The following is a 22,319-nucleotide window of genomic DNA, read 5'->3' on the forward strand; positions in this document are numbered from 1 at the left end:
TCTCCTTGGGGACGTCATACGACTCTGCCCGCCTGGGTCCATCGCCCCACGAACCCGTTCGGGTCATAGACCTCGATGGAGTCCAGGTTCAACATCTTGGCATAGCCGGTCATCGAGTTGGCGCAGAAGTTGCAGGTCTTCCGGTCGGTGTGGATTCGGGCGTTCCCGCCGGAGTAACCCAGTTGGTTGGCCTGGTGAACCATGTCGCCCTCGGCATGGTCCTGGAACGACTGCGGCATCATATTGTTGCCCTTGCCCGGATACGCCGCTGTGCGTTCTGGAAGTCGGCCGTTGATTCCGTAGAGCGGATCCCGGTCGCCGTCGAATTCCATCTTTCCGAGGGTGTTCTTTATCCCGGTCGTCGACCTCCCCTCGGCCTTCGCCAGGTCGAACGCCGCGTCCTCGTCCGCGACGCTTTTCATGTTCATCTGTCCGCGCATGCCACCCAGCTCGTTCTGGATGCCGACCGGGCAGCCGAACAATCCGAGCGGGTCGCTTTCGATCAGCGGGTTGGGGACGTAGGCGTTGTTGTTGGGAGCGGGGACGAATCCGAGCGGGTCCGGAGAACAGAAGTTCGCGGTTTCCGGGTCGTAGTAGCGATAGACGTTGTAGTACAGACCGCTCTCGTCATCCCGGTACTGACCGGGGAATCCGAGTGGGCAGTCGGTATCGCTTTCCGGAGCGGTGATCTGCCGCCCGAACAGCGACCGGGTCGTGTACCAGGCGAGGCGGCCGTCCGGCGTGATCAGTTCCAGCGGGGTGCCGACAGCGTCGGCGACGATCGCGTGGAACTCTTCGTCGATGAGATCCTGGGGCGCGTCGGCGGCCCACGACCGTCGGGTCTGCGCCAGCGGTAGGAATCCGCCCGGCTCGTAGTCCCAGGTGGTGGTGCGGGCCCGGACGTCGACGCCGGTCCGGTGTTCTTCGGCGACCCGGGGGCCGTCCCAACTGAAGACGACGGACTCGACGGCGGTTCCGTCGGCGGCGAGCCGTGTCTTGCTGGTCCGCCGGCCCAGCGGGTCATAGGTGTAGGACCAGCTGACGTCGTCGGGCCCGGTGAACCCGGTCAGCTGGTCGTCGTCGTTCCACGTGTAGCTCCACACTTTGCGGCCGCCGGAAAGCATCCGCCGGGTCTTGCGGATCAGTCTGCCCGCGGCGTCATGTTCATAGGAGGTATGACGTCCGGCGGTTATACGTGTGCCCTGATAGTCCTGGCTCGCTTCGTGCGCGCGGTCCGTGCCGTCGGGACCGGCGGGAGCTTCCGATCCGGTGAGGTTTCCGAGCGCGTCGTAGACGTAGGACTCGCGCCAGTTCGTGGCCTCGACACCGGTGACCCGGCTGGCGGCGTCGAGGCGATAGCGGACGGTGCCGCGCAGCGCGTCGCGGACCTCGATCGGGATTCCGTCGGCTCGATAGTCGATGGCACGGGACTGGAGGGTCGATGCGGCCGTCCCGGGTGCGGACCCGGAGCTGGTCCGATCGGGCTGGACGTGGACGTCCTGGCTCAGCAGTCGGCCGACGGCGTCGTAGGCCTGGCGCAGGGCGGTGCCAGGGCCGAGCTGTCGATGTGTCTCGCGCCCCACGGCGTCGTACTCGAATTCCAGGGAGCCGACGGCCCCAGCCATCCCCTTGTGGCGGCCGGCTGCGTCGTAGGACCACGTGGTCGTGACACCGCTCGGTGTGGTGCGACTGGTACGTCGCCCGGCGGCATCGTAGGTGTTGGCCATGACGCGTCCGTCGACCACCTCGGTGAGGGTGCGGCCGGCTGCGTCGTATTCGTAGGCCAGTTGCACACCGGCACCGTTGGCTTCTCGGAGGCGGCCGGCCGGGTCGTACGTGAACCGAGTCACCTCGTCGCCGGAGCGCCGGGCCACGACGCGGCCGCGCTCGTCGCGCTCGAAGGAGACCGTGCGGCCGACGGCGTTGACGCGTCCGGTCAGCCGGCCGGCGGCGTCGAGCTGGTAATTGCGAGCCGTGCCGTCGAAATCGCGTTCGCCGATCAAGTTGCCTGCCGCGTCGTATTCGTAGTCCCACGTCAGGCCAGTGGGACCGGTGACGGTCGTGAGGTGGAGCTCACTGTCGTAGCGGAAGGTATAACGGGAGCGGTCCGGGTCGGTTCGAGCGGAGAGCTTGTCGAAGGGGCCGTATTCGAGCCGGGTCACAGCACCGGTCGGACTGACGTGTGTCAGGAGATTGCCCTCTGGGTCGAACTCCCACTGTTCGGTCGTACCGTCGGGTGCGATCGTGCGGACCGCGCGGCCCAAAGCGTCGCGTTCGACGACGGTGCGTCCGCCCAGGGCGTCGACCGATTGCACGACCCGGCCGAACGCGTCCCGGACGACCCGGGAGATGTCCCCGGTCGGCCCGGTGACTTCGACGGTGAGGCCCGCCACGTCGTTCCGATAGCGCTCGGTGTTGCCGACCGCGTCGGCGGCCTCGACCAGGCTGCCCCACTCGTCGTAACGGAACCGGCTCGTGCCGTCGCAGGGATCGACGACGGCGGTCAGAAGGCCGCGGCCGTCGTACTCGTAGCGCCACCGGGCGCCGTCCGGAGCGATGACCTCGATCGGTTGGTCGTGGTCGTTGTACGCGGCCCGGGTCACCGCGCCGTCGGCTTGGGTGACACTCAGGGCATTGCCACGCTCATCCCGAGTGAACTCCACCTGGTGGCCCAACTGGTCGGTCTGCCGCAGCAGGTGGCCGCGGTGGTCGTGCTGGAGCGTGCGGACTCCGCCGAGAGCGTCGACGACCTGGTCGAGGTGACCGTGCTCGTCGTGCCGGTAGCGGGTGGCGTGACCGAGGGCGTCGGTGACGATGGTGGTGCGCGTCTCGTCGTCATACTCGAACGTCGTGCTCAGCAGGCCGCCGCTGCTGGTGCCGTGAATCACCCTGCCGACGCCGTCGTAGGTGTAGCGATACTCGGCGCCGTTGCGGTCGATCCACGCGACGATGCGGTCGTCGTCGTTGTACTCGTGCCGGAACGGGATTCCGGAGGCGTCGACGATCTCTGTCAAACGGCCTCGCTGGTCATACCCGAAGGAGCGAACGAGGGCGTCCGGCGCTGTTCCGTCCATGAGCCGCAGCTGGGTTACGCGAATACCGTGCTCGGTGGCAACGGTGGCCACAGCTATGCGGTAGCCGGCCGACTCGATACCGGTGGGGGTTCCGCGCGGCGTTCGCAAGATGTTGATGTAGTTGCCGCTGCGATCCGAGATCGCGGTCAGATCGCGGATCTGCCCGGCTTCCTCGGTGTGGTGGACTATGGCGAAGTGCCGAGTCAGGCCGCTGGTCGGGTCAACGATCCGGATCTCGTCCGCGTCGCGGTCCCATATCAGGGGCCATGCTGCGCCCCGGGTGGGCAGCACCGTTTCGTCGCGGGCCGGGATCGCGTAATCCAGAACCTGACCGTCGTCCCCGGCGAAGTGGACTCCGGTGGCGTTGACACTGAGCCGTTGGTCGAGTGTGGATGCCCATCCGGGCCCGAACAGGCGGCCGGTGGAGTAGGAGGATCCGTACGCGCGCCTCAGAACCAGAGGAAGAACACCTGGTAGGGCCACATCTGTGGTGTCGGTGAGCATCTGCCCGGAGACGACATCCACCGGGTCGCCCGCAGTCAGGGCTTCCTTGTTGCCACGTGCCCCGATCCGCTCCAGGGCCGCACCGCCGAACTTCTCAAGCGCCTTGCCGCCGAGGAAAGTGACGCCGAGCATGCCGGCGCCCATCAGGGCGTCGCCCCAGTGGCCTTGCATGCCGTCGCCGACGATCTGCATCGCGGTGCCGGCCAGGGCTATGAGGTTGTCGGCCTCGGCCAGGCCGGCGGTGATGACGTCGACGCCGGGGATCCAGGAGGTCGCCAGCGCCAGCACGTCCAGGAACGGGGCCAGCTCGTTGGCGATCTCGGCGATCTTCCCGCCCCAGTCGGCCAGCGCCGCGCCGACGTGTTCCCACCAGTGCTTGTTGTGGATGCCATCGGACTGCGCATGGTGCAGTGCGGAGGCACACTCCTTAGCCGCGGATATCCGTTCGTCGTGAGCCTGTTTCGCCTGCGCGGACAAGGCTTCCAGCTTGCTTTTGGCCGCATCCAGGTTCTTCTGGGCCGTGTCGTGCGCGGTCTGGGCGTCGGTGACGGCCTGCTGGTTCGGGTTCGCGGCCTGGTTCTGCTGGGCAGTCTTCAGATCTGTCGCGGCCCCGTTCGCCGTGGTCGTGGCCCGCTGTACGTCAGCGTGCGCATCCTGGGCCTGGCGCAGCGCCGCGTCAGCTTTGGTCTGTGCGGCCTGAAGCTTGGGGGCGTAGGCCGACAGGGCATCGGATGCCTCGCTGTAGGAGGTGTAGAGCTTCTGCAGCCGTCCCGGCAGTGGGCCGAAGGTGCTCTTGAACGCATCAGCAGTCTGGCCTACCCACTGCAATGCTGTCGTGTCGCCGCCGAACGAGCTCAGACTTCGATACGCCGACTCCACATCGTGCGCGAAGTCCCCGAATTGCTTGGCAAGAGCCTCCACCGACTCCACCACGCCCGGAGTCGGGTCCCCGTCCAGCCCAAGGATGTCCCAGCCAGTTGGACGCGCCATTGCGAATCCCTCCCCCGTACTGATCAGTAGGGGGAATCAGTTTACTCACACGTCGTTAGTCAGGCCCCTCCCTCACCCCACCCCCAGCACCCCCAACAACTCCCCGATCGGCACCCCCGGCGACCAGTGCCCGTCGCGCCCGACCATCGTCTCCGACGCGGCGAGGACGTTCAGCACCGCCTCCTCGATTGCTTCGACCACGGCCTCGTAGAACGGATCCATGCGGTTCCAGGGGATGAAGCGGAGGTCGCTGTAGCCGGGGTCGCCGTGGGGGAAGCCCATGCCGGGGGTGAAGGCGTGTTCGTTGGCGGTGGAGAAGGCCAGGAAGAGGTCGCCGGAGAAGTGGGAGCCGGTGGTGCCGGTGCGGGCGAGGCCGAGGGGGACGCGGCGGGTCAGGGCTGTGCATTGTTGGGGGAGGAGGGGGGCGTCGGTGGCTATGACCGCTATGACGGAGCCGGAGCCTGGGGGGCGGGGCTGGGCGGTTTGCTCCATCGGGTTCTCGGTGGACAGGGTGGTGCCGACCGGGGTGCCGCAGACGGTCAGTTCTTTGCGGGAGCCGAAGTTGGCCTGGATGAAGGCGCCGACGGTGTAGGTGGCGGTGCCGTGGGGCACGCGGCGGGAGGCGGTGCCGTTGCCGCCTTTGAAGGCGTAGCAGTTCATGCCGGTGCCGCCGCCGACGGAGCCTTCGGTGACGGGGCCGGGGCGGGCGGCGTCGATGGCGGCCACGGCGTGGTGGGGTTGGACGCTGGGGGCGTTGATGGCGTTCAGGTAGCCGTCCCAGGTCTCGGCGACCACTGGGAGCAGCCATTCGGCGGCGGTGTGGGGCTTCTCGCGGGCCGTCCAGTCGATGACGCCGCGGTGCGCCGGTCCGATGGCGTGGGTGTTGGTGATCAGCACTGGGAGGCGCAGGGTGCCGGTCTCGCTGAGCCAGGCCGTGCCGGTCATCTCGCCGTTGCCGTTGAGCGAGAACCAGCCGGCGGCGCAGGGTGCCTCGACGGTCGCGGCCGGGCGCGGCAGGATCGCGGTGACGCCGGTGCGGACGTCGTCGCCCTCGATGAGGGTGGTGTAGCCGACGTGGACGCCCGGGACGTCGGTGATCGCGTTGTGGGGTCCGGGGGTGCCGGGCAGCGGCAGGCCGAGCTCGCGGGCCCGGGGGCGGGAACCAGAACCAGAATCCGACGCACTCATCAGAGCCCTCCCTCACCAGTCAGATCGCAGCCGGTGGCATCGGCCGCGTACGCCAGCATGATCGTCTCGGCGTCCCGGACGTCCAGCGGCGGCACCGCCTGCGTCAGGTGCAGCCCGAGCCCGTCTTCGAGCAGGACGAGGCTGCGCGCGATGGTGTTCGGTTCGCGGGTCAGCGTGAACACGCCGATCGCCGCGCCCGCCTCCAGGATCGCCGCGTACAGCGACACCTGCCGCTCGTAGAGCCGTACATGTTGTGCCGAGTAGGCGGCGTCGCGGCGGGCGAACGTGCCCAGTTCCAGCAGCAGGCGCACCAGCTCGTCGTCGCTTCCCGAGGGCAGTCCCGAGCGGATCATCCCGGCCAGCCGTCGTCGCGGGTCCGGTTCGGCCCGGGCCGCCGTCTCCCGGTCGACGCAGAACCGCTCGACGGCCTCGCGCTGCACTTCGCGCAGGACGTCGCTCAGCGTCGGGAAGTAGTACTGCACCGCGCCGGGGGTCATCTCCGCGTGGTCGGCGACGTCGCGCATCCTCAGGTCGGCCACCCCGCGGGCCAGGATCGCCTGCCGGGCCGCCTCGACCAGTTCGGCGCGTTTCTCGTGGGCTCTGCTCGGTCTCCCCATGGTTCGGCATTCTCTTGATGATTCGCAGGGAACGCAAGCGATGATCGGCGATCTTCGACGTCCGTGGCGACAAAACCCCTGTTTACTCAGTCGTTACGCGCGATCGTATTGACGGTGACCCCGGTCGAGTTCTTTGATGCTCCATCAAAGAACTCCGATGGAAGGACGCTCCATGACCGCTTCAGGCACGTCCCCGTCCCCATCCGCCGAAGCCGTCGAACCCGCCGGCCATCCTCGGCTGCACCGCGGCCTGCGGATGCTCGGCACGCTGTTCATCACGCTGTCCGCGATCACGCCGGCCTCGTCCGTCTTCATCATCAGCCCCGGCGTCATCGGCCAGGCCGGCACCGGCGCGTTCTGGGCCTTCGCCGTGGCCGGCGTCGTCGGCGTCTTCATGGCCCTGGTCTACGCCGAGCTGTCCTCGGCCTTCCCGCTGTCCGGCGGCGAGTACGCGATCACCGCCCGCGCCCTCGGGCGGCTGCCGGGCTTCGTGGTCCTGGGCCTGATCCTGGTCACCCAGCTGCTGATCGTCGCGGTCATCGCCCTGGGCGTGGGGACCTACCTGTCGGTGCTGTTCCCGCACCTGAACGCACCGGTCACGGCGGCCGTCACCACCCTGCTGGCCACCGTCCTGGCGGTCTTCGACATCAAGCTCAACGCCTGGGTGACCGGCATCTTCCTGGCCATCGAGATGGTCGCGCTGATCGTCGTCAGCGCTCTGGGGTTGCTCCACCCGAAGCGGTCGCTCGGCGATCTGGTCGCCCACCCGGTGGTCGCGGCCGCCGGCTCGAACCCGGCCGTCACCGCGGTCGGCGTCGGGACCATCGGCGCGGCCACCGCCGTCGCCATCTTCGCCTACAACGGCTACGGCTCGGCGGTGTACTTCGGCGAGGAGACGCAGGACGCGCCGCGCAGCATAGCCAAGACCGTGCTGTGGGCCCTGGGCATCACCGTCTTCGCCGAGCTGATACCCACCACCGCCGTCCTCATCGGCGCCCCCGACCTGCCGAGCCTGTTCGGCGCGGACAACATGATGAAGTACTTCATCACCGCCACCTCGAACTCGAAGGTCAACGACGCCATCAGCCTGGCCGTGGCGGTCGCGATCTTCAACGCGGTCCTGGCGATCATCCTGGTCACCGCACGCATGGTGTTCTCCACCGGCCGCGACTCCGCCTGGCCGGCCCCGGTCAGCAAGGCCCTGGCCGCCATCCACCCGAAGTTCGGCAGCCCGTGGATCGCGACCATCTTCACCGGCGTGGTGAGCGCCGGATTCTGTTTCGCGGACAACACTTTCCTGCTGGTCGTCACGTCCACGACGATCATCGCCGTGTACGCGGCCCTGGCCATGTCCTCGATCGCCGGCCGCCGCAACGGCTCCACGGCCCACGCCGCCTACCGCATGCCCGGCTGGCCGGTGGCGCCGGTGCTCGCGCTGGCCGCGATCGCCTATGTCGTCTACGAGAACTTCCAGGACCCGAAGGTCGGCCGGCCGAGCCTGTGGACGACGATCGGCATCGCGGTCGTGTCGGCGGCGTACTACCTGGTGGCGCTGCGGCGGCGCGGGACGTGGGAGTTGAAGGGGGCTGAGGACTCGTGACCGGTAGAGCCCGATAGAGCCAACAGAGACCAAAAGAGTCGACGCCACCGGTTCTCACCGGTGGCGTCGACTCCTGTCCTATAAACCTGTCCCCTAAATAAGCGTCCTACAGAACGTCCTGCTCCCACTGCGCCAGCTCCGCCGGGCTCCCGTACCGCACCGGACCCTGGAACGTCCGCCGCGCGGTCACGAACCACCACACCGTCGCCACCAGCAGCACCACGCCCAGCGCCACCGGCGCGTAGTTGAACGACGTCGCCGTCACCGGCGACTGCTGCGGCAGCACGAACAGCACGCTGCTCACCACCACCCAGCCGATCGCCATCCGCGATACCGGGCGGCTCCAGCGGCCCAGGTTCCAGGGGCCCGGGGCGAAGTCGTCGCCCTGGCGCAGGCGCAGGTAGATCGGGATGCTGTAGGCCGTGAACAGGCCCACCACGCTGATCGAGACGATGGCGTTCAGGGCCGTCGGGTTCCACAGCGACGGGATGCCGAGGACGAACGCGCAGGCGGCGGCCAGCCAGACCGAGTTCACCGGGGTGCGGGTGCGGCTGCTCACCGTGCGCCAGAGGCGGCTGCCGGGCATCGCGCCGTCGCGGGAGAACGCGAAGATCTGGCGGGAGTTGCTGGTCAGGTTGGCCAGGCCGCAGAACAGCAGCGAGACGATCACCACCAGCAGCAGCGCCTCGGCGGCGTGGACGCCGAGGGCGTCGATGAGGATCTGGGCCGGCGGCAGGCCGGTCTTGCTCTGGAGCTCGCCGGTGTAGTCGGTCATCGCGAAGGCCAGGGCGATCACCAGGCCCAGGCCGGCTATCCAGGAGAACAGGATCGAGCGGACGATGCCGCGCGGCGCCGCCAGCGCGGCGTGCTCGGTCTCCTCGGCCATGTGCGAGGAGGAGTCGAAGCCGGTGAAGGTGCCCGAGGCGAACAGCAGGCCGATCAGGCCGGCGTAGATCCCGGAGTGGAAGCCGGTGCCGTTCACGAAGTGGGTGAACACCCACGGCGCGGACTGGTGGTGCGACGGCACCAGGGTCAGCGAGCCGATCAGGGCCGCGGCGCCCAGCAGCATCCACCACACGCCGGCCTTGGTGACGACCGCGACCAGCCGCACGGTGAAGGTGTTCAGCAGGGCGTGCAGGACCAGGATCCCGGCGTAGATCAGCAGGCCGCCGCGGGGCGTCGGGCGGTAGCCGAAGGCCAGGGCGGCGTAGGCCTGGATGAAGGTGACGCCGGCGAAGTCGGCCGCCGCGGTGCCGCCGATCTGGCCGGCGAAGTTCAGCCAGCCGGTGTACCAGCTCCAGGCCGCGTTGTGGCGCTTGGCCAGCTTCGCCGACCAGTAGTACAGCGCCGCCGACGTCGGGAACGCCGAGGTGATCTCGGCCATCGCCGCGCCCACCGACAGCACCAGCAGGCCGACCGCGGCCCAGCCCCACACCATCACCGCCGGGCCGCCGGTGGTCATCCCGAAGGTGGCGGTGACCATGATCCCGGCCAGGAAGTTGATGATCGTGCTGGACATCGCGAAGCTGCCGAACCCGGTGACGCCGCGGGCCAGCTGGCGCGGATAGCCGAGCTCGCGCAGGCGCTGGTCGTCGTCGGGGACAGGTTGGGAGGCGCCCGAGGCGTGGCGCCTCGGTGGAGCGGTGTCGGTGCGCGAGGAAGCCATGGGGCTGGCCCTTCTGGACAAAAAAGACAACGGGAAATGGCGGTTTCAGCGGAGCTGGTGATGTGGAGCTGGTGATGTGAAGCTGGTGATGTGAAGCGGTTGACTCGGTGCCGGTGACTCTGTGCACGCGCTGTGCAAGTGCTGCGCGAGCGCGGTTGGTCTTTCGAGCGATGGCCGTGCGGGTGCGAACTCGACCCTGGATCGCAGGGCCTTGAATTCTCAGGGGGCGGGCAGTCCGCAGCGGGCGCGGGCCTGCAACAACACCGTCTCCGGGTCGCCGTGCAGCGACCACGGCACCGTCGACGCGTACGGGCCCAGCACGCCGAACACCTCGGCCGCCGGCTCGTTCATCCCCGCCGCCCACAGCGCGTGCGCCAAGTGGTGCAGGTCGGGGGCCAGACGCCGGTCCGCGCCGCCGGGGGCGTCGCCGCTCCCGGCCGCGAACCAGCGGTGGTACGCGTTCTCGATCTCGGTGTGCGCGTGCGCGGTGGACCACTGCCGGTCGGCGAGCACGACTCGCTGTCGCCACGACTCCCCGGCGTGCGCGCGGAAGCTCTCGACATAGCCGAGCAGCGGCAGCACCAGCAGCGACGACCCGTGCGGCGCCCCGGCCGCCAGCCGCCGCGCGACGTGGAACATGTCGGCGACCGACCCGGAGCCGCGCGGCCCGACGGCTGCCAGCAGCCGCTGATGCGCCTCGCGGTTGTAGGTGTCCAGCCGCCACACCCGGGCCATCAGGTCCCAGGGCCCTGCGACGTCCACGTCCACGTCCGGCGGCGCCGGCACCGGGGTCGGCGCGATGGTCGCCAGGTGCAGCAGCGCCACCAGCGGCACCGGATCGCCGGGGGCGATCCCGGCGGCCAGTTCGCAGGCATCCCGGGCCCGCGCCACCAGCTCGGAGGTGTGCCGACTCTTCTCCCGCTGGGCGCGTGCGGCGCGCACCACCGCGGTCCGGGCACGCAGCGCGGCGCAGTGCGGGTTGTCCGGCTCGGCCTCCAGCCACCGGTCGACCGCCCCGGTGCCGGCGGCCGGCCCGGCCAGCACCAGCGTCCGGTAGCAGCGCACGTCGGTGTCGACGGTGGTGGCCAGCAGGTCGCGCGTCGAGGCGTAGCGCCCGGCGCGCAGGTCCTCGCAGGCCAGGGCCAGCGCGCGGTCGGGACCGGCCAGGTCCCAGACCAGGCGCCCGCTCGGCGCGGGCGGGGGCGTGGGTGACGGGGTGGAGGGGCGCTTCACGATCGCAGTCCTGCTCGACGGAGGCCGGCCGGGCAGCCGTTCGACAGACCGGCGATGGACAGGCGGGCACTCGGCACACCTGTGCTCGACACACCTGCGCTCAACAAGTCAGTGCTCGACAAGCCGCCAGTGCTCGACAAGTCAGCGCTCAACAGGCCGGGGCGCAACGGGCCGGGGCGCAACGGGCCGGGGCTCAACAGGCCAGTGATCGACAGGCGGGCGCTCGACATACCGGCGCTCGACAAACCGACGCTCGACAGCCGCCAGGTCATCGCCGTCCGGGCACGACGCCGCGCCGGCTGACTGCCGGGCGTGCCGACAGCACCGGTGTCGCCGACGGCGGCTGCCGCCGTGGTCGTTGAGCGTCTCACGACTGTCGTCCCGATCGGAGCGAGAAAAGGCTGGATGGGCGGTGACATTCAGGGGAGCGCGGTGCGTCCGGCGGGTGGCGGACACCGGAAGGAGGGAGCGTAACAGAGCAGTGGTCTTAAGTAACAGGTCTTGTTACGTCACCGTCACCGGGCATATGGTCGCGCCGGACCCGATCGCCGTCCGGCCATCCCGCCTTGGTCGATCCGGGTGACATCAGTCTGGCGGGCTATCCCGGGCCGGACCGGTGCCGCCATGGTCCCGGTGGCCGCCGCTGTCATCAGGCTCTTGCCGGACGACGCGGCCGTCGGGACCGCATCCGCTTCCGTACGCACCACCGCGACCGCGAACCGCGACAGGAGTCAGCCGTGACCCAGGTGCAGCAGCAGAGCGCCCCGCCGAGCGAGGCCGGACTGGCCCGGGACGCCGTGGGCCTGCGTGAGGTCCTGTTCCAGAGCATCACCGCGATGGCGCCGGGTGCGGCCATCGCGGCCTCCATCCCGTCCGGCGCCGCGTTCGCCGGCGGCGCGCTGCCGCTTTCGGTGCTGCTGGCGATGATCGCCTGTCTGCTGGCCGCGAACTCCATCGCCGAGCTCGCCCGGCACCTGCCGGCCGCGGCCTCGGTCGGCGCCTACGCCAGCCGCGGACTGCACCCGACCATGGGCTTCCTGGTCGGCTGGATGTACGTGTTCGTGCAAGCCCTGGTCCCCACCCTGCTGCTGCTCCAGCTCGGATTCACCGTCGCGCCGACGCTGCACAGCGAGTGGAGCTCCTACCCGGCTGATCTGTGGTGGCCCTGGGTGGTCGTCGGCGCGCTGGTGATCGCCGCCGCCGGCTACCGCGGGATCCAGACCAGCGCGGTGCTCGGCACCATCCTCGGCGCCTTCGAGATCGCGGTGTTCGTCCTGCTGGCCGCGATGTTCATCATCAAGGCCGGCGGCCACAACACGCTGGCGGTGTTCGGCACGAAGTACACCCCGGACGCGCACCGCGGGATCTCCGGCGTGATCGCCGGCTCGGTCTTCACCATCCTGGCCTTCGCCGGGTTCGAGGCCGCCGCGCCGCTGGCCGAGGAGGCCCGGGACCCGCGCAGCACCATCCGCAAGGCGGTGCTCGGCGCGACGCTGGTGATCGGCGCGGTCTACATCTTCACCACCTACGCCGCCACGGTCTTCTTTGGTCCCGACAAGTTCGCCGGCTTCAACGCCGACAGCTCCTCGTCCTGGGTGGGCCTGGCCAAGAGCTCCTACGGCCTGTTCTGGGTGCTGGTGTTCTTCGCCGTCGTGAACTCCACGATCGCCAACGCCAACGCCGGTCTGAACGTCTCCACCCGCACCGCGTACGCGCTGGCCCGGGTCGGTGTGCTGCCGCGCCAGCTGGCCAGGCTGCACCCGCGGTTCCGGTCCCCGGTCGTCGCGGTCGCCGCGCAGTTCGTGATCGCCGTCGGCGCCACGCTGGCGCTGGGCTTCGCCTGGGACCCGATGACCGCCTTCCTGCTGGTGGCGACCGGGATCGTGATCGTGGTGGTGACGGTCTACATCATCGCCAACCTCTCCTGCATCGGATTCTTCGCCCGCTTCCGGCGAGAGGAGTTCTCCTGGCTGCGGCACGGGCTGGTGCCGCTGCTGGGAATCGCGGCCTTCGTGCCGGCCCTGCTGACCGCCGCGGGCATCCCGGCGTTCTCCTTCGTCACCAAGCTGACCACGCCGGTGTCCTACGCCGGCCCCGCCGTCGGCGTCTGGCTCGTGGTGGGGGTGGGCGTGCTGGCCTACCTCTGGACCCATCACCGCGAGCGGGTCGTCCAGATCGGCACGGTGTTCGGCAGCGGCGGCGAGGAGATCGGGGAGCCCGACGGTTCCGGGGCCGGGACCTGGGCCGGTGCCGGCGTAGGGGCCGGCCACGAGGAGGCCGGCGGCGCTGAAGTAAGCGGCGCCGCCGGCGGCGGACGTGCCGGAGGCGGCGGTGACAGCGGCGACGGCGAGCCCGCCGGCGACGCGGTCCCCGCGCCCCCGGTGGCTGCGGCCGATCCCGAGGCCGACAGCGAAGGCACCGGCAAGGAAGAAGACGGTTCCCCATCATGAGTGTCCTGAGTTTCCACCCCGAGCCCGGCCAGTACGCCTGGACGTTCGGTGGCGCGGCCCCGCTCGCCACCGTCCGCTCCGGCGACGTCCTCGAACTCTTCACCGAGGACTGCTTCGCCGGCCGGGTCACCACCGAGAAGGACCTGGTCACCCAGGTCTGCGAGTTCCCCTTCCTGAACCCGCAGACCGGCCCGTTCTACGTGGAGGACGCCGAGCCGGGCGACACCCTGGCGATCCACTTCATCTCCATCGAGCCGGCCCGCGACCAGGCCGCCTCCACCACCGTGCCGCTGTTCGGCGCCCTCACCTCCACCCACACCACGGCCACCCTCCAGCCGCCGCTGCCCGAGCGGGTCTGGATCTGGGAGCTCGACCGGATCCGCCGCACCTGCCGCTTCACCGCGGCGGACAGCGACTTCCAGGTCGACCTGCCGATGGACCCGATGCACGGCACCGTCGGCGTCGCGCCGGCCAACCTCGAAGTCCGCTCGGCCCTGGTGCCGGACGCGCACGGCGGCAACATGGACACCCCGGAGATGCGGGCCGGAGTGACCTGCTATCTCGGCGTCAACGTCGCCGGCGCGCTGTTCAGCCTCGGCGACGGCCACGCCCGCCAGGGCGAGGGCGAGACCTGCGGCGTGGCGGTGGAGTGCGCGATGGACACCGTCATCGCGATCGAGCTGGTCAAGGGTCGCCCGACGCCGTGGCCCCGGCTGGAGTCCGACACCCACATCATGACCGCCGGCTCGGCGCGCCCGCTGGAGGACGCCTTCCGCATCGCCCAGCTCGACCTGGTGCAGTGGATCGCCAACGACTACGGCCTGTCCGAACTGGACGCGTACCAGCTGGTGTCGCAGGGTGTGGAGTCGCCCCTGGCGAACGTCTGCGACACCAACTACACCTCCATCGCCAAGATGCGCAAGGAATACCTGCCGGCGGCGTCCGGCTCGGCCGGTTCCGGCTACGGCTCGCACCAGCGGTTGCGGGCCAAGGCCGCGGAGTACTGGCAGCAGTCGCGGTCGCGTCCGCTCTGACAGGGCTCTGGCAGACGGTCTGACAGGGCTCTGACGGGCGGCCCGGCAGGCGGTCCGATAGGGGGTTCTCCCACCCCGACACGGCGACACGGCGACACGGCCGGTCGAATGCTTTCGATCGGCCGTCGTGCTCGGCACACTTGAGGGGCGGACCGGAGCCCGGCCCGAGCGGACGCCACCAGAGGGAGCGCGATGCACATACGGATCAGCGTCGTGGACAGCGACAGCGATGCCGAGGACCAGATCGCGCTCAGGTCGCTCTACCGCTGGCTGGCGCAGGACCTCGGGCCGGACGCCGAGCTGACCCTGCGGCCCCGGTCCGCGCCCGAGGCCCAGGGCGGCGCGTTCGAGATCATCAATGCGCTGATCGGCGACGGCGTCGGGCTCGGCGGACTGGCCTTGTCCTACGCGGCGTGGCGACAGGCGCACCGGTCGAAGGCGAGGATCAGCCTGGAGCGGGACGGGCTGACCGTCACCGTCGAGGACGCCTCGCCCGAGGCGCTCCAGCGGATCGCGGAGGTGCTGGGCGCGCCCGCCGGATCGGACGGGGCGAAGGAATCCGCCGTCCCCATCGCGGGGAGCCCCACCGCCGACGAGAGCTCCGCCGCCGACGGATCCTCGGCCGCGCAGTAGCCGACGCGGCACCGAACCGGTAACCGACCTTGGACTCCGTCGCCGATCCGAGCGCCTCACGGGCCGTGCTCATCGGGCCTTCCCGCTTTCCGCTCGACCCGGACATCAACGACCTGCCCGCGGTCGCCAACAACCTGCCGCGGCTCGTCTCGCTGCTGGGCGAGGACCGGATCTGGGGTCTGCCGAAGGAGCACATCGAGGTGCTCGGCCAGGACCGGCTCAGCGGCGACGGCGCCGCCGTCCGGGTGCTGGACACGGTCAGCCAGGCGATCCGGGACACCCGCGATCTGCTGCTGGTCTACTACTCGGGCCATGGGCTGCTCAACGCAGAGGGGCGCCTTCACCTGGCGCTGCCGGAGACCAGGCACGACAGCCTGTACCGGGCGCTCGACTACGAGGCGCTGCGGCAAGTGCTGGCGTCGGCGGTCCGGATCCCGCACAGGGTCCTGATTCTGGACTGCTGCTTCGCCGGTAAGGCGACCGACGCCGGAATGGGTTCGGCGACGTCGACGGCGATATCGACGCAGGCGCGGGCCCAGGCCCCGGCCGGATCGTTCCTGCTGGGCGCGGCCGCCCCGACCGATATCGCGCTCGCGATCCCCGGCGAGCCCTACACGGCGTTCACCGCCGAGCTCATCACGGTGCTCGATCAGGGCATCGCGGACGGCGGCCCGTTCCTGCGGATGGATGCCGTGGTCGAGCACCTGGACGAGGTGCTGCACCGCAAGCAGCGTCCGAGGCCTTGGCCCGTGGCGGCCGGCAGCGGGGGACGCATCGTGCTGGCGAGGAATGTGGCATATCAAGTCCCGTTTGAGCAAGCTTCGGACGCGCTGACCGATTTGGCGACGGCGCAGGTGCGAGCAGGTGCCGCGTTTCCGTATCGGCTCGCCGGGGCGCACAATGCGCGGCTGGACGCCGTGTACGTGCGCCAGGACTTCCGCCGGTACGCGCCGCAGCCCGGCGGCGATCCCGAGGACGACGAGCGAGAGTCGGAGCGGCGGTCCGGCGCGTCGGCCCTGGGGCCGGCGGTGCCGCTGGACGACGTGCTCGGCGGCGCGGGGCACCTGCTCGTCATCGGACCGCCGGGACAGGGCAAGACGACGCTGACGTTGCAGCTCGCGATGCGGCTGGCCGAGCGGTTGACCGAGCGATCGGCCGAGCGATCGGCCGAGCGATCGGCCGAGCGATCGGCCGAGCGGTCGACCGCGCTCGGGCGAGGTACCGGCGTGTCAGACCCCGTCGATGTCTCCAAGGACCTCGTGGGACTGCGCGTCACCGCGTCCGCGCTGGCCGCCGAGGACGGCCCGTGGGAACAAGCGGTCACCCGGGCCGCGGCGCGCGAACTGGGACTGGCCCTGAACCGAGGGCTGCCCGAGGATCTCCTGACCCGGGCCGGGCCCCGAACCCGCTGGCTGCTGATGGTCGACGGCCTGGACGAGATCGCCGACCCCCGAGCACGCCAGCAGTTCATCCACCACCTGGCCCAGCGCGCCGGCGATCCGGGACTGCGCCTGCTGGTGACGACCCGCGACCTGCCCGCCGGCGAACTCGCCGCGTTCGAGCAGGCCGGGGTGTCGCGCTACGTCCTGGCACCGTTCGACGGGACGCAGCTGGAGGCCTTCGCAGAATCCTGGTTCGGGCCCGAGCCCCAGGGCCGCCGCCTCGCCGCCGGGTTCCTGGCCGGAGTCAAGGAGACCGGGCCCCGGGAACTGCTCCAGGTGCCCCTGCTCGCGACCATCGCGGCGATCCTCTATCAACGACAGCCGGACGCGCCGCTGCCCGGGAACACCTACACGCTCTACGAGCAGTACCTCGGCTACCTCGGCGCGGCGCGGGCCGAGCTGACCGCCCGGCAATGGGCCGACATCCGGGTCCGGTTGGAAGCGGCGCTCAGCGGCGGGGCAGCCGTCGCGGACCGGTTGCAGACGGAGCGTGCGGCGCTGGTCGACCACTTGGCGATCCGGGCCGTGGACGGCGAGGCCGATCTGATCGGGGCGGCGGTCGCCTTCATGGACGAGCGTGGCGGCCGGCAGGCCGCCATCCGGGTGCCGGACTGGCCGGAGCTGATCGCGGCCGCGCTGGACGTGACGGGGCTGTTCCTCCATGTGCCGAGCCTGCGATTCATCCACCTGAGCCTGGCCGAGCACTTGGCGTCGGCGGCCAAGGCCCGGGCGCTGCCGGACGAGTTCGTGCTGGGCGATCCGGCCTGGTCGGCGCTGCTCGACGACGACGGGGAGCTCGACGACGCGTCGGCCGCGGTCTTGACGCATTACGCCTATCAGAACGGCGGCGCCGAAGAGGTCCTGAACTGGCTTGAGCAGGGAACCCTGGATACCAGGGTCGGTGTGGTCGTGCTGCTGGCCAACGGCATTCCGGCGGACCCGATTCACACCAAGCGGCTTCTCGACACGCTGCGCTATCAGGTAACAGTGACGCGGGAATCGCGGAGAGCCGTATACGTCGCGGTGGCGCGCTTACGCCATCCGAGCGCTTTGCAGTTCTTGTCCGAGGTGGCCACGAACGAGAACTTCAGGCACCAGGCGCGTGCCATCGCGGCGATGGCGCTCCCGTTGGCGCGTCGGGCCGAGGCCGTAGCAATCCTGAACGCGATCATCGACGATCCCGAGGCCCTTGCCGAGACTCGGTCCGACGCCGCCGAGGCACTGGCCGAACTCGGTCCCGAACATCTGCCACGTGCTGCGGAAGGCCTGGTCTCGGTCCTGACCGACGGCACCGCCGACAACTACGACTTCAATCACGCGATGAACGTCCTGGCCACGATGGATCGCGAGTACACCCGCCATGCCATCGATCTCTTCCGGACAATCGTGGAAGACACCAATGCCGAACCGGCGGACCGTGTACGTGCTGTGAGAATGGTGGCCAAGTTCGAGCCTCGTGCCGATGTCGCGGCTGCGGTAGTGCGTTCGATGCTGGCGGACACGAGGATTGACGTCAGGCCGCGCGCTCGGCTGGTGGGGATCCTCACCGAGCTTGGCTCCGCCTTCGAACTCGAGGCCGTGAACGTTGCCCGGGAACTGATGGCGGGTGTCACCGCCGACCCTTCGGAATACCTCGAAGCCATATCCGATTTCGTCGACGAGTTCCTTGACTATCCGGGTGCACACTCCCTGATCGCGGCGGAGGCCTTCCGCGCGGTGCTGTCCGATCCGTTCGCCACTCCGACCGCTGTGTGTGACGCGGCGAGCCGTCTCGTCGCGTTCGGCTCGGAGTATCTCAGCGAATGCGCGGCGGCCCTTTGTGCTCTGTTCGGCGACCCTTCGACCGACCTTGGCTATCGGATCCGCGCGGCGCGGCAATGCGCGGGACTCGGTGCCGAATACCGTCCCGAAGCCGCGGTCTTCCTTCAAAGTCTGCTGCCCGACGAATCCGGGTGGCGACCTGGCGTCCACCGTTGGGAGGTCTTGGACAACCTCGTCGGACTGGGGGCCGAGTGCCTTGAACTGGCTGCGGACGCGCTGCGGCACATGGCCACCGATCCCCAAGAAGAGTTCCCGATCCGGACGCGCGCCATCAACCGGCTCACCGACCTGGACGCGCCGCGCATAGCTGAGGCCGTCGCGGCGTTCGAGCTTCTGGCCTCCGATCCGGCTGAGAACACGATTGCCCTCATTGGTTTGGCCAGGGATGTGGGCCGAACCGGCCCGGGCTGTGTGGACAGTGCCGTCGCCGTGTTGCGGAGCAGGTTGGCCGACAGCGGGAGCGCCGCGCAGGAGATGCTTGCCGCCACGATGGTTCTGGTCGAGTTCGGCGCGACCTCTCGCGTCGAGGCAGCAGGAATTCTCCGGGGCATCGTCGCTGACTCGGACGCGGACGTCGAAACGCGCAAGGAGGCGGCGAAGAAACTGGTCACGATGGGGCCCGAATACGTGGCGGAAGCGGCCTCGGTCATGTTGCGCATCGCCCAGGAACCGAGTTCGAGCCTTGATCGTCGCATGGAGATCGTGGGGGATCTGTGCGAGTTGGGTCCTGAGTTCCTCGACGACGCGGCGCGTATGGTGCGGTTGGTCGTGGACACGGCGCCGGACAGCGGCACTCGTGTTCGGGCAATGCGGATGCTGGCCGCCTTCGGGCCCGAACTCGCCGCTGAGATGCGGGCCGCGCTGGCGGTGTACGCCGCGGACGCTTCGGCGTCCATCTCCGAACGCACTGCGGCCGCTGTGGAGTTGAGCCGGTTTGACGACCGAGGAAGCTTTGAAAGCCACCGGCTGCTCGCGTCGATGATCACCGATCCGGCCCTCAGCGCGGCGGAGCAATGTGTTGTCACCGAAGAACTCGCGGAAGGAAGCATGCCACGGGACGCGATCGCCACTCCGTATCTCCGGCGGATCGCCGCCGACCGAAGCCTGACCTACAGTGAGCGGATCACCGCGGTCCGCCAGCTGAGAGCGTACGACTACGGCGACTTCGCGCACGCCGAGTCGATGCTTTGCCAGATGGTCGGGGACACCGATGCCGATGTGGACGACCGCGTCTGGGTTGCGGAAGTGCTCATCGAAGTCGCGGGGTGCGCGGTCCCCGAAGCAGTGGCCGCGCTGCGCGGGATCATGGCGGACTCCGGCACCGCAGCGAGCACACGGTACGACGCCGCCGCCGTGCTGGCGGAGACCAGGCCTCGTTTCGCGGCGGAAGGCGCCGAACTGCTCCTTCAGGCGATTGTCGATTCCGACGTGGACGAGGACGATCGCCACGGGTTTGCCCGCGACCTCGTCGGCCTCGGGCCGTCGTTCGAATCCCGGGCGGTACAGGTGCTCAGCGAGGCGGCCGGCAACCGCGAAGCCAATGTCGTGCGCCGCCTGGAACATATCCGAGTGCTGACCAAGACCGGTCGTGAGTACCCGGCTTTGGCGGGCGACTTGCTCCGGGCCATCACTGCCGACCCGGACGTCGAACCCACGGGCCGCTGGCTGGCCGCCGAGCTGCTCGCCCAGACCGTGAGCAGCCGAGTTCCCGAGGCCGCGGACGCCATCCGGGTGGTCCTCGCCGACCCGGAGGTCGCGCCGTTCGACCACCGATGGGCCGCCGTCGCGCTGGCGCGGCTGGGGCCGGCGTACCACGCGGAAGCCGAAGCCGCTGTCCGGGCGGCCATCGCGGCTGCGGGGGAGTCCCCGCAGGACCGTCGATGGAGCCTCGCGGCTCTGGGGAAGCTGGGGCCGCGACAGCGGGAGGAGACCTGGAACCTCCTCCTGCCGGAAATCCTCGACGTCGCCGCGCCGTGGTCCGATCGCCAACAGATCATGGACTTGCTCGGCGAGCTCGAACTCCCCATAACGTTCTACGTCGACGCCACTCGTCAGCTCATGACCGGCGGCGACCTGCCGGCTAGGCGCTCGGGATTCGCCCGCGCTATGGCCGAGGCGGAGCCCGAGTACGAGCAGGAAGGAGCGGACTTCCTCCGCGCCGCAGTCGCCGACGAGTCGTCTCCCATGGCCGACCGGCTCGACGCCGTGGCAGAGCTGGTCAAGCTGTCGGCCGTCCACAAGAAGGCGGCGGAGGTCGAGCTGCTCAAAATCCTCGCAGCGCCCGGCTTGACCGCTGGGGAACGCGGCCGTGCAGCTTCGATTCTGGTCGAGGCCGATCCGGAGCGTACTGCCCAAGCGGTCGAGACGATGGCCGCCTTGATGGCGGATCCGGCTACCTCCATCGCGGATCGTGCGGAGACGGCCGCGCTCCTCCTTCAGATCGACCAGATCGGCACCGAGCATCATGCCGAGATCGCGGAGGCGGCCGAGGCTTTCATCCGCCTGTCCGGCACCACGGCCGAGGAGCGCAATCGCTTCGCCCACGTCCTGGCCCGGCTCGGCCCGGACTACGAGGGGCACGCGGAATGGGCCCTTCACATCGCGGTGCTCGACCCGGGCAACGAACTGTCGGAGCGTCGCGTCGCCGCCTCGCTTCTGGCCGGCTGGAGATCCAGCAGGGTCGATTCCATCCGAGAAGATCTTCGGGAGTCCGCCGCTGACCGGACCGAGGTGCCTTGGAACCGCTACTGCGCAGCGCAGGTACTCGCCGTACTGAGTCCCGAAACTGTTGCCGACACGGCGGAACTGCTTCGCACGCTCGCCGCGGATCCGGACGACCCGGTCGACATGCGCGTGCTGTCAGCCTTGGCCCTGTCCGACCTCGCGGACGAGCACCAGGACGAGGCCGAGGCAACGATGAGTGAGCTGAGCGCCCACCCCGACTGTTCCGACTTTACTCGGGACTTCCTCCAGTCGCGCGAGTCCCGCGGCCAGGCTGCTGATCCTGGTCCGGCGACCGACGACGACGCCCAGGTCGCCAGGCCGATCATCGCCTACGAGACCTCCGGCGACCAGTCGCGGCCTCAGGCCGTCTGACCATCCGGCGCGTTCAGCACGACCTTCCCCCGGATCCGTCCGGCCTCGCTGAGCCGGTGGACCTCGGCGGTATCAGCGAACGTATACTCGGCGCTCACATCCACTCGCACCACGCCGGCATCGACCAGGGCGACCAAGGCCGCGAGGCCGGCGGGGTCGTTCCGGGCCACCATGTGCAGCGTCGTCACACCGGAATCGCCGTCGGCCGGGAACGGCGTCGCGACGCTCACGATCCGTCCGCCCGGGCGCACGAGCGCGGCCAGGGCGGCCGTCTCCGATGGCGGTATCGCGACGACGTTGATCAGGACGTCCACGGGCTCCGTCAGCTGCTCGGCGATCGGCGACGCCGTGTAGTCGACGATCTGGTCCGCGCCCTGTGCCCGCACAGCAGCGGTGCTCCGCGGTCCGGCGGTCGCGATGACCGTCGCGCCGGCGTGCTTCGCGAGCTGTGTCACGAAGCCGCCGACCCCGCCACCGGCGCCGTTGACCAGAACCCGCTCCCCGGCGCGGAGCTCGGCGTGCTCGAACACCGCCTGCCACGCGGTGTGTCCAGCGACCGGCAGCGCGGCGGCGTGCGCCAGCGGGATGGACTTCGGCGCCGTCACGAGGACCGCTGCCGGGACGGCCACGTACTCCGCACAGGCCCCACCCTGATCCGAGCGGCCGACTACCTGGTCCCCAACGGCCAAGCCCTCGGTATCGGCGCCGACTTCGACGACGGTGCCCGCGACGTCCCAGCCGAGTATGTAAGGGAACGTCAGCGGGAAAAGGTTGTGCAGCATGCCGGCGCGGAGGAACGACTCGGTGGGGTTGAACGACGTCGCGGCCACCTGGATCAGTACCTCGTCCGGGCCGGGGACCGGTCGTGGAGCGTCCTCGTAGCGGATCACTGATGCGTCGCCGTACTCATGGATTCGCGCGCTTTTCATGATCCCAACCTAGGGAGGCGTGGCGAGACGAACCATGTGCAT

At 69.7% G+C, this 22,319-nt stretch carries 12 protein-coding genes and 1 pseudogene; 7 read left to right on the forward strand and 6 right to left on the reverse strand.

The window, feature by feature from the left end; genetic code table 11:
• Nucleotides 1-14: 14 nt before the first annotated feature.
• The 3 genes from ABD481_RS34135 to ABD481_RS34145 all read right to left on the reverse strand — a co-directional run bounded on the left by ABD481_RS34135 (nucleotide 15) and on the right by ABD481_RS34145 (nucleotide 6,373).
• Nucleotides 15-4,568 (reverse strand): DUF6531 domain-containing protein, encoded by a 4,554-nt coding sequence (locus tag ABD481_RS34135; RefSeq protein WP_344669963.1) that lies wholly within the window; start codon nucleotides 4,566-4,568, stop codon nucleotides 15-17.
• Nucleotides 4,569-4,640: 72 nt separating this feature from the next.
• Nucleotides 4,641-5,756 (reverse strand): DmpA family aminopeptidase, encoded by a 1,116-nt coding sequence (locus tag ABD481_RS34140; protein ID WP_344669964.1) that lies wholly within the window; start codon nucleotides 5,754-5,756, stop codon nucleotides 4,641-4,643.
• Nucleotides 5,756-6,373: a TetR/AcrR family transcriptional regulator gene (locus tag ABD481_RS34145; RefSeq protein ID WP_344669965.1), complete on the reverse strand. Its 618-nt coding sequence runs from the start codon at nucleotides 6,371-6,373 to the stop codon at nucleotides 5,756-5,758. The genes ABD481_RS34140 and ABD481_RS34145 overlap by 1 nt, the downstream gene beginning before the upstream one ends.
• A 172-nt stretch (nucleotides 6,374-6,545) precedes the next feature.
• Between ABD481_RS34145 and ABD481_RS34150 the strand changes: the two genes are divergently transcribed.
• Nucleotides 6,546-7,973, forward strand: a complete 1,428-nt coding sequence (locus ABD481_RS34150; protein ID WP_344669966.1) for an APC family permease — start codon at nucleotides 6,546-6,548, stop codon at nucleotides 7,971-7,973.
• Between the two features lie 106 nt (nucleotides 7,974-8,079).
• Here the strand turns inward: ABD481_RS34150 and ABD481_RS34155 are convergent, their stop codons facing one another.
• Nucleotides 8,080-9,639 (reverse strand): amino acid permease, encoded by a 1,560-nt coding sequence (locus ABD481_RS34155; RefSeq protein ID WP_344669967.1) that lies wholly within the window; start codon nucleotides 9,637-9,639, stop codon nucleotides 8,080-8,082.
• 219 nt (nucleotides 9,640-9,858) lie between these two features.
• Nucleotides 9,859-10,872: a hypothetical protein gene (locus tag ABD481_RS34160; protein ID WP_344669968.1), complete on the reverse strand. Its 1,014-nt coding sequence runs from the start codon at nucleotides 10,870-10,872 to the stop codon at nucleotides 9,859-9,861.
• A 54-nt stretch (nucleotides 10,873-10,926) separates the two neighbouring features.
• On the opposite strand from ABD481_RS34160, the gene ABD481_RS34165 reads away from it, so the two are divergent.
• The 6 genes and pseudogenes from ABD481_RS34165 to ABD481_RS34190 all read left to right on the forward strand — a co-directional run bounded on the left by ABD481_RS34165 (nucleotide 10,927) and on the right by ABD481_RS34190 (nucleotide 21,348).
• Complete coding sequence (locus tag ABD481_RS34165) at nucleotides 10,927-11,175, forward strand: hypothetical protein (protein WP_344669969.1); 249 nt, start codon at nucleotides 10,927-10,929, stop codon at nucleotides 11,173-11,175.
• A 434-nt stretch (nucleotides 11,176-11,609) separates the two neighbouring features.
• Nucleotides 11,610-13,322, forward strand: coding sequence for an APC family permease (locus ABD481_RS34170; RefSeq protein WP_344669970.1), 1,713 nt, complete (start codon nucleotides 11,610-11,612; stop codon nucleotides 13,320-13,322).
• The gene (locus tag ABD481_RS34175) at nucleotides 13,319-14,356 is read left to right on the forward strand and encodes an acetamidase/formamidase family protein (protein ID WP_344669971.1); all 1,038 of its coding nucleotides are present in this window, start codon (nucleotides 13,319-13,321) and stop codon (nucleotides 14,354-14,356) included. The genes ABD481_RS34170 and ABD481_RS34175 overlap by 4 nt, the downstream gene beginning before the upstream one ends.
• A 192-nt stretch (nucleotides 14,357-14,548) precedes the next feature.
• Nucleotides 14,549-14,989: an effector-associated constant component EACC1 gene (locus tag ABD481_RS34180; protein WP_344669972.1), complete on the forward strand. Its 441-nt coding sequence runs from the start codon at nucleotides 14,549-14,551 to the stop codon at nucleotides 14,987-14,989.
• Between the two features lie 65 nt (nucleotides 14,990-15,054).
• Nucleotides 15,055-15,654, forward strand: a pseudogene (locus tag ABD481_RS47520) (caspase, EACC1-associated type); the annotation flags it as partial.
• 84 nt (nucleotides 15,655-15,738) lie between these two features.
• A complete protein-coding gene (locus ABD481_RS34190; RefSeq protein ID WP_344669974.1) occupies nucleotides 15,739-21,348 on the forward strand; it encodes an NACHT domain-containing protein in 5,610 nt (1,869 codons plus the stop codon).
• Here the strand turns inward: ABD481_RS34190 and ABD481_RS34195 are convergent.
• The gene (locus ABD481_RS34195; protein WP_344669975.1) at nucleotides 21,336-22,277 is read right to left on the reverse strand and encodes an NADP-dependent oxidoreductase; all 942 of its coding nucleotides are present in this window, start codon (nucleotides 22,275-22,277) and stop codon (nucleotides 21,336-21,338) included. The genes ABD481_RS34190 and ABD481_RS34195 overlap by 13 nt on opposite strands.
• Nucleotides 22,278-22,319 lie beyond the last annotated feature (42 nt).

Source organism: Catenulispora yoronensis (genome assembly GCF_039531695.1).
In the GTDB taxonomy this organism is placed as follows: Bacteria; Actinomycetota; Actinomycetes; order Streptomycetales; family Catenulisporaceae; genus Catenulispora; species Catenulispora yoronensis.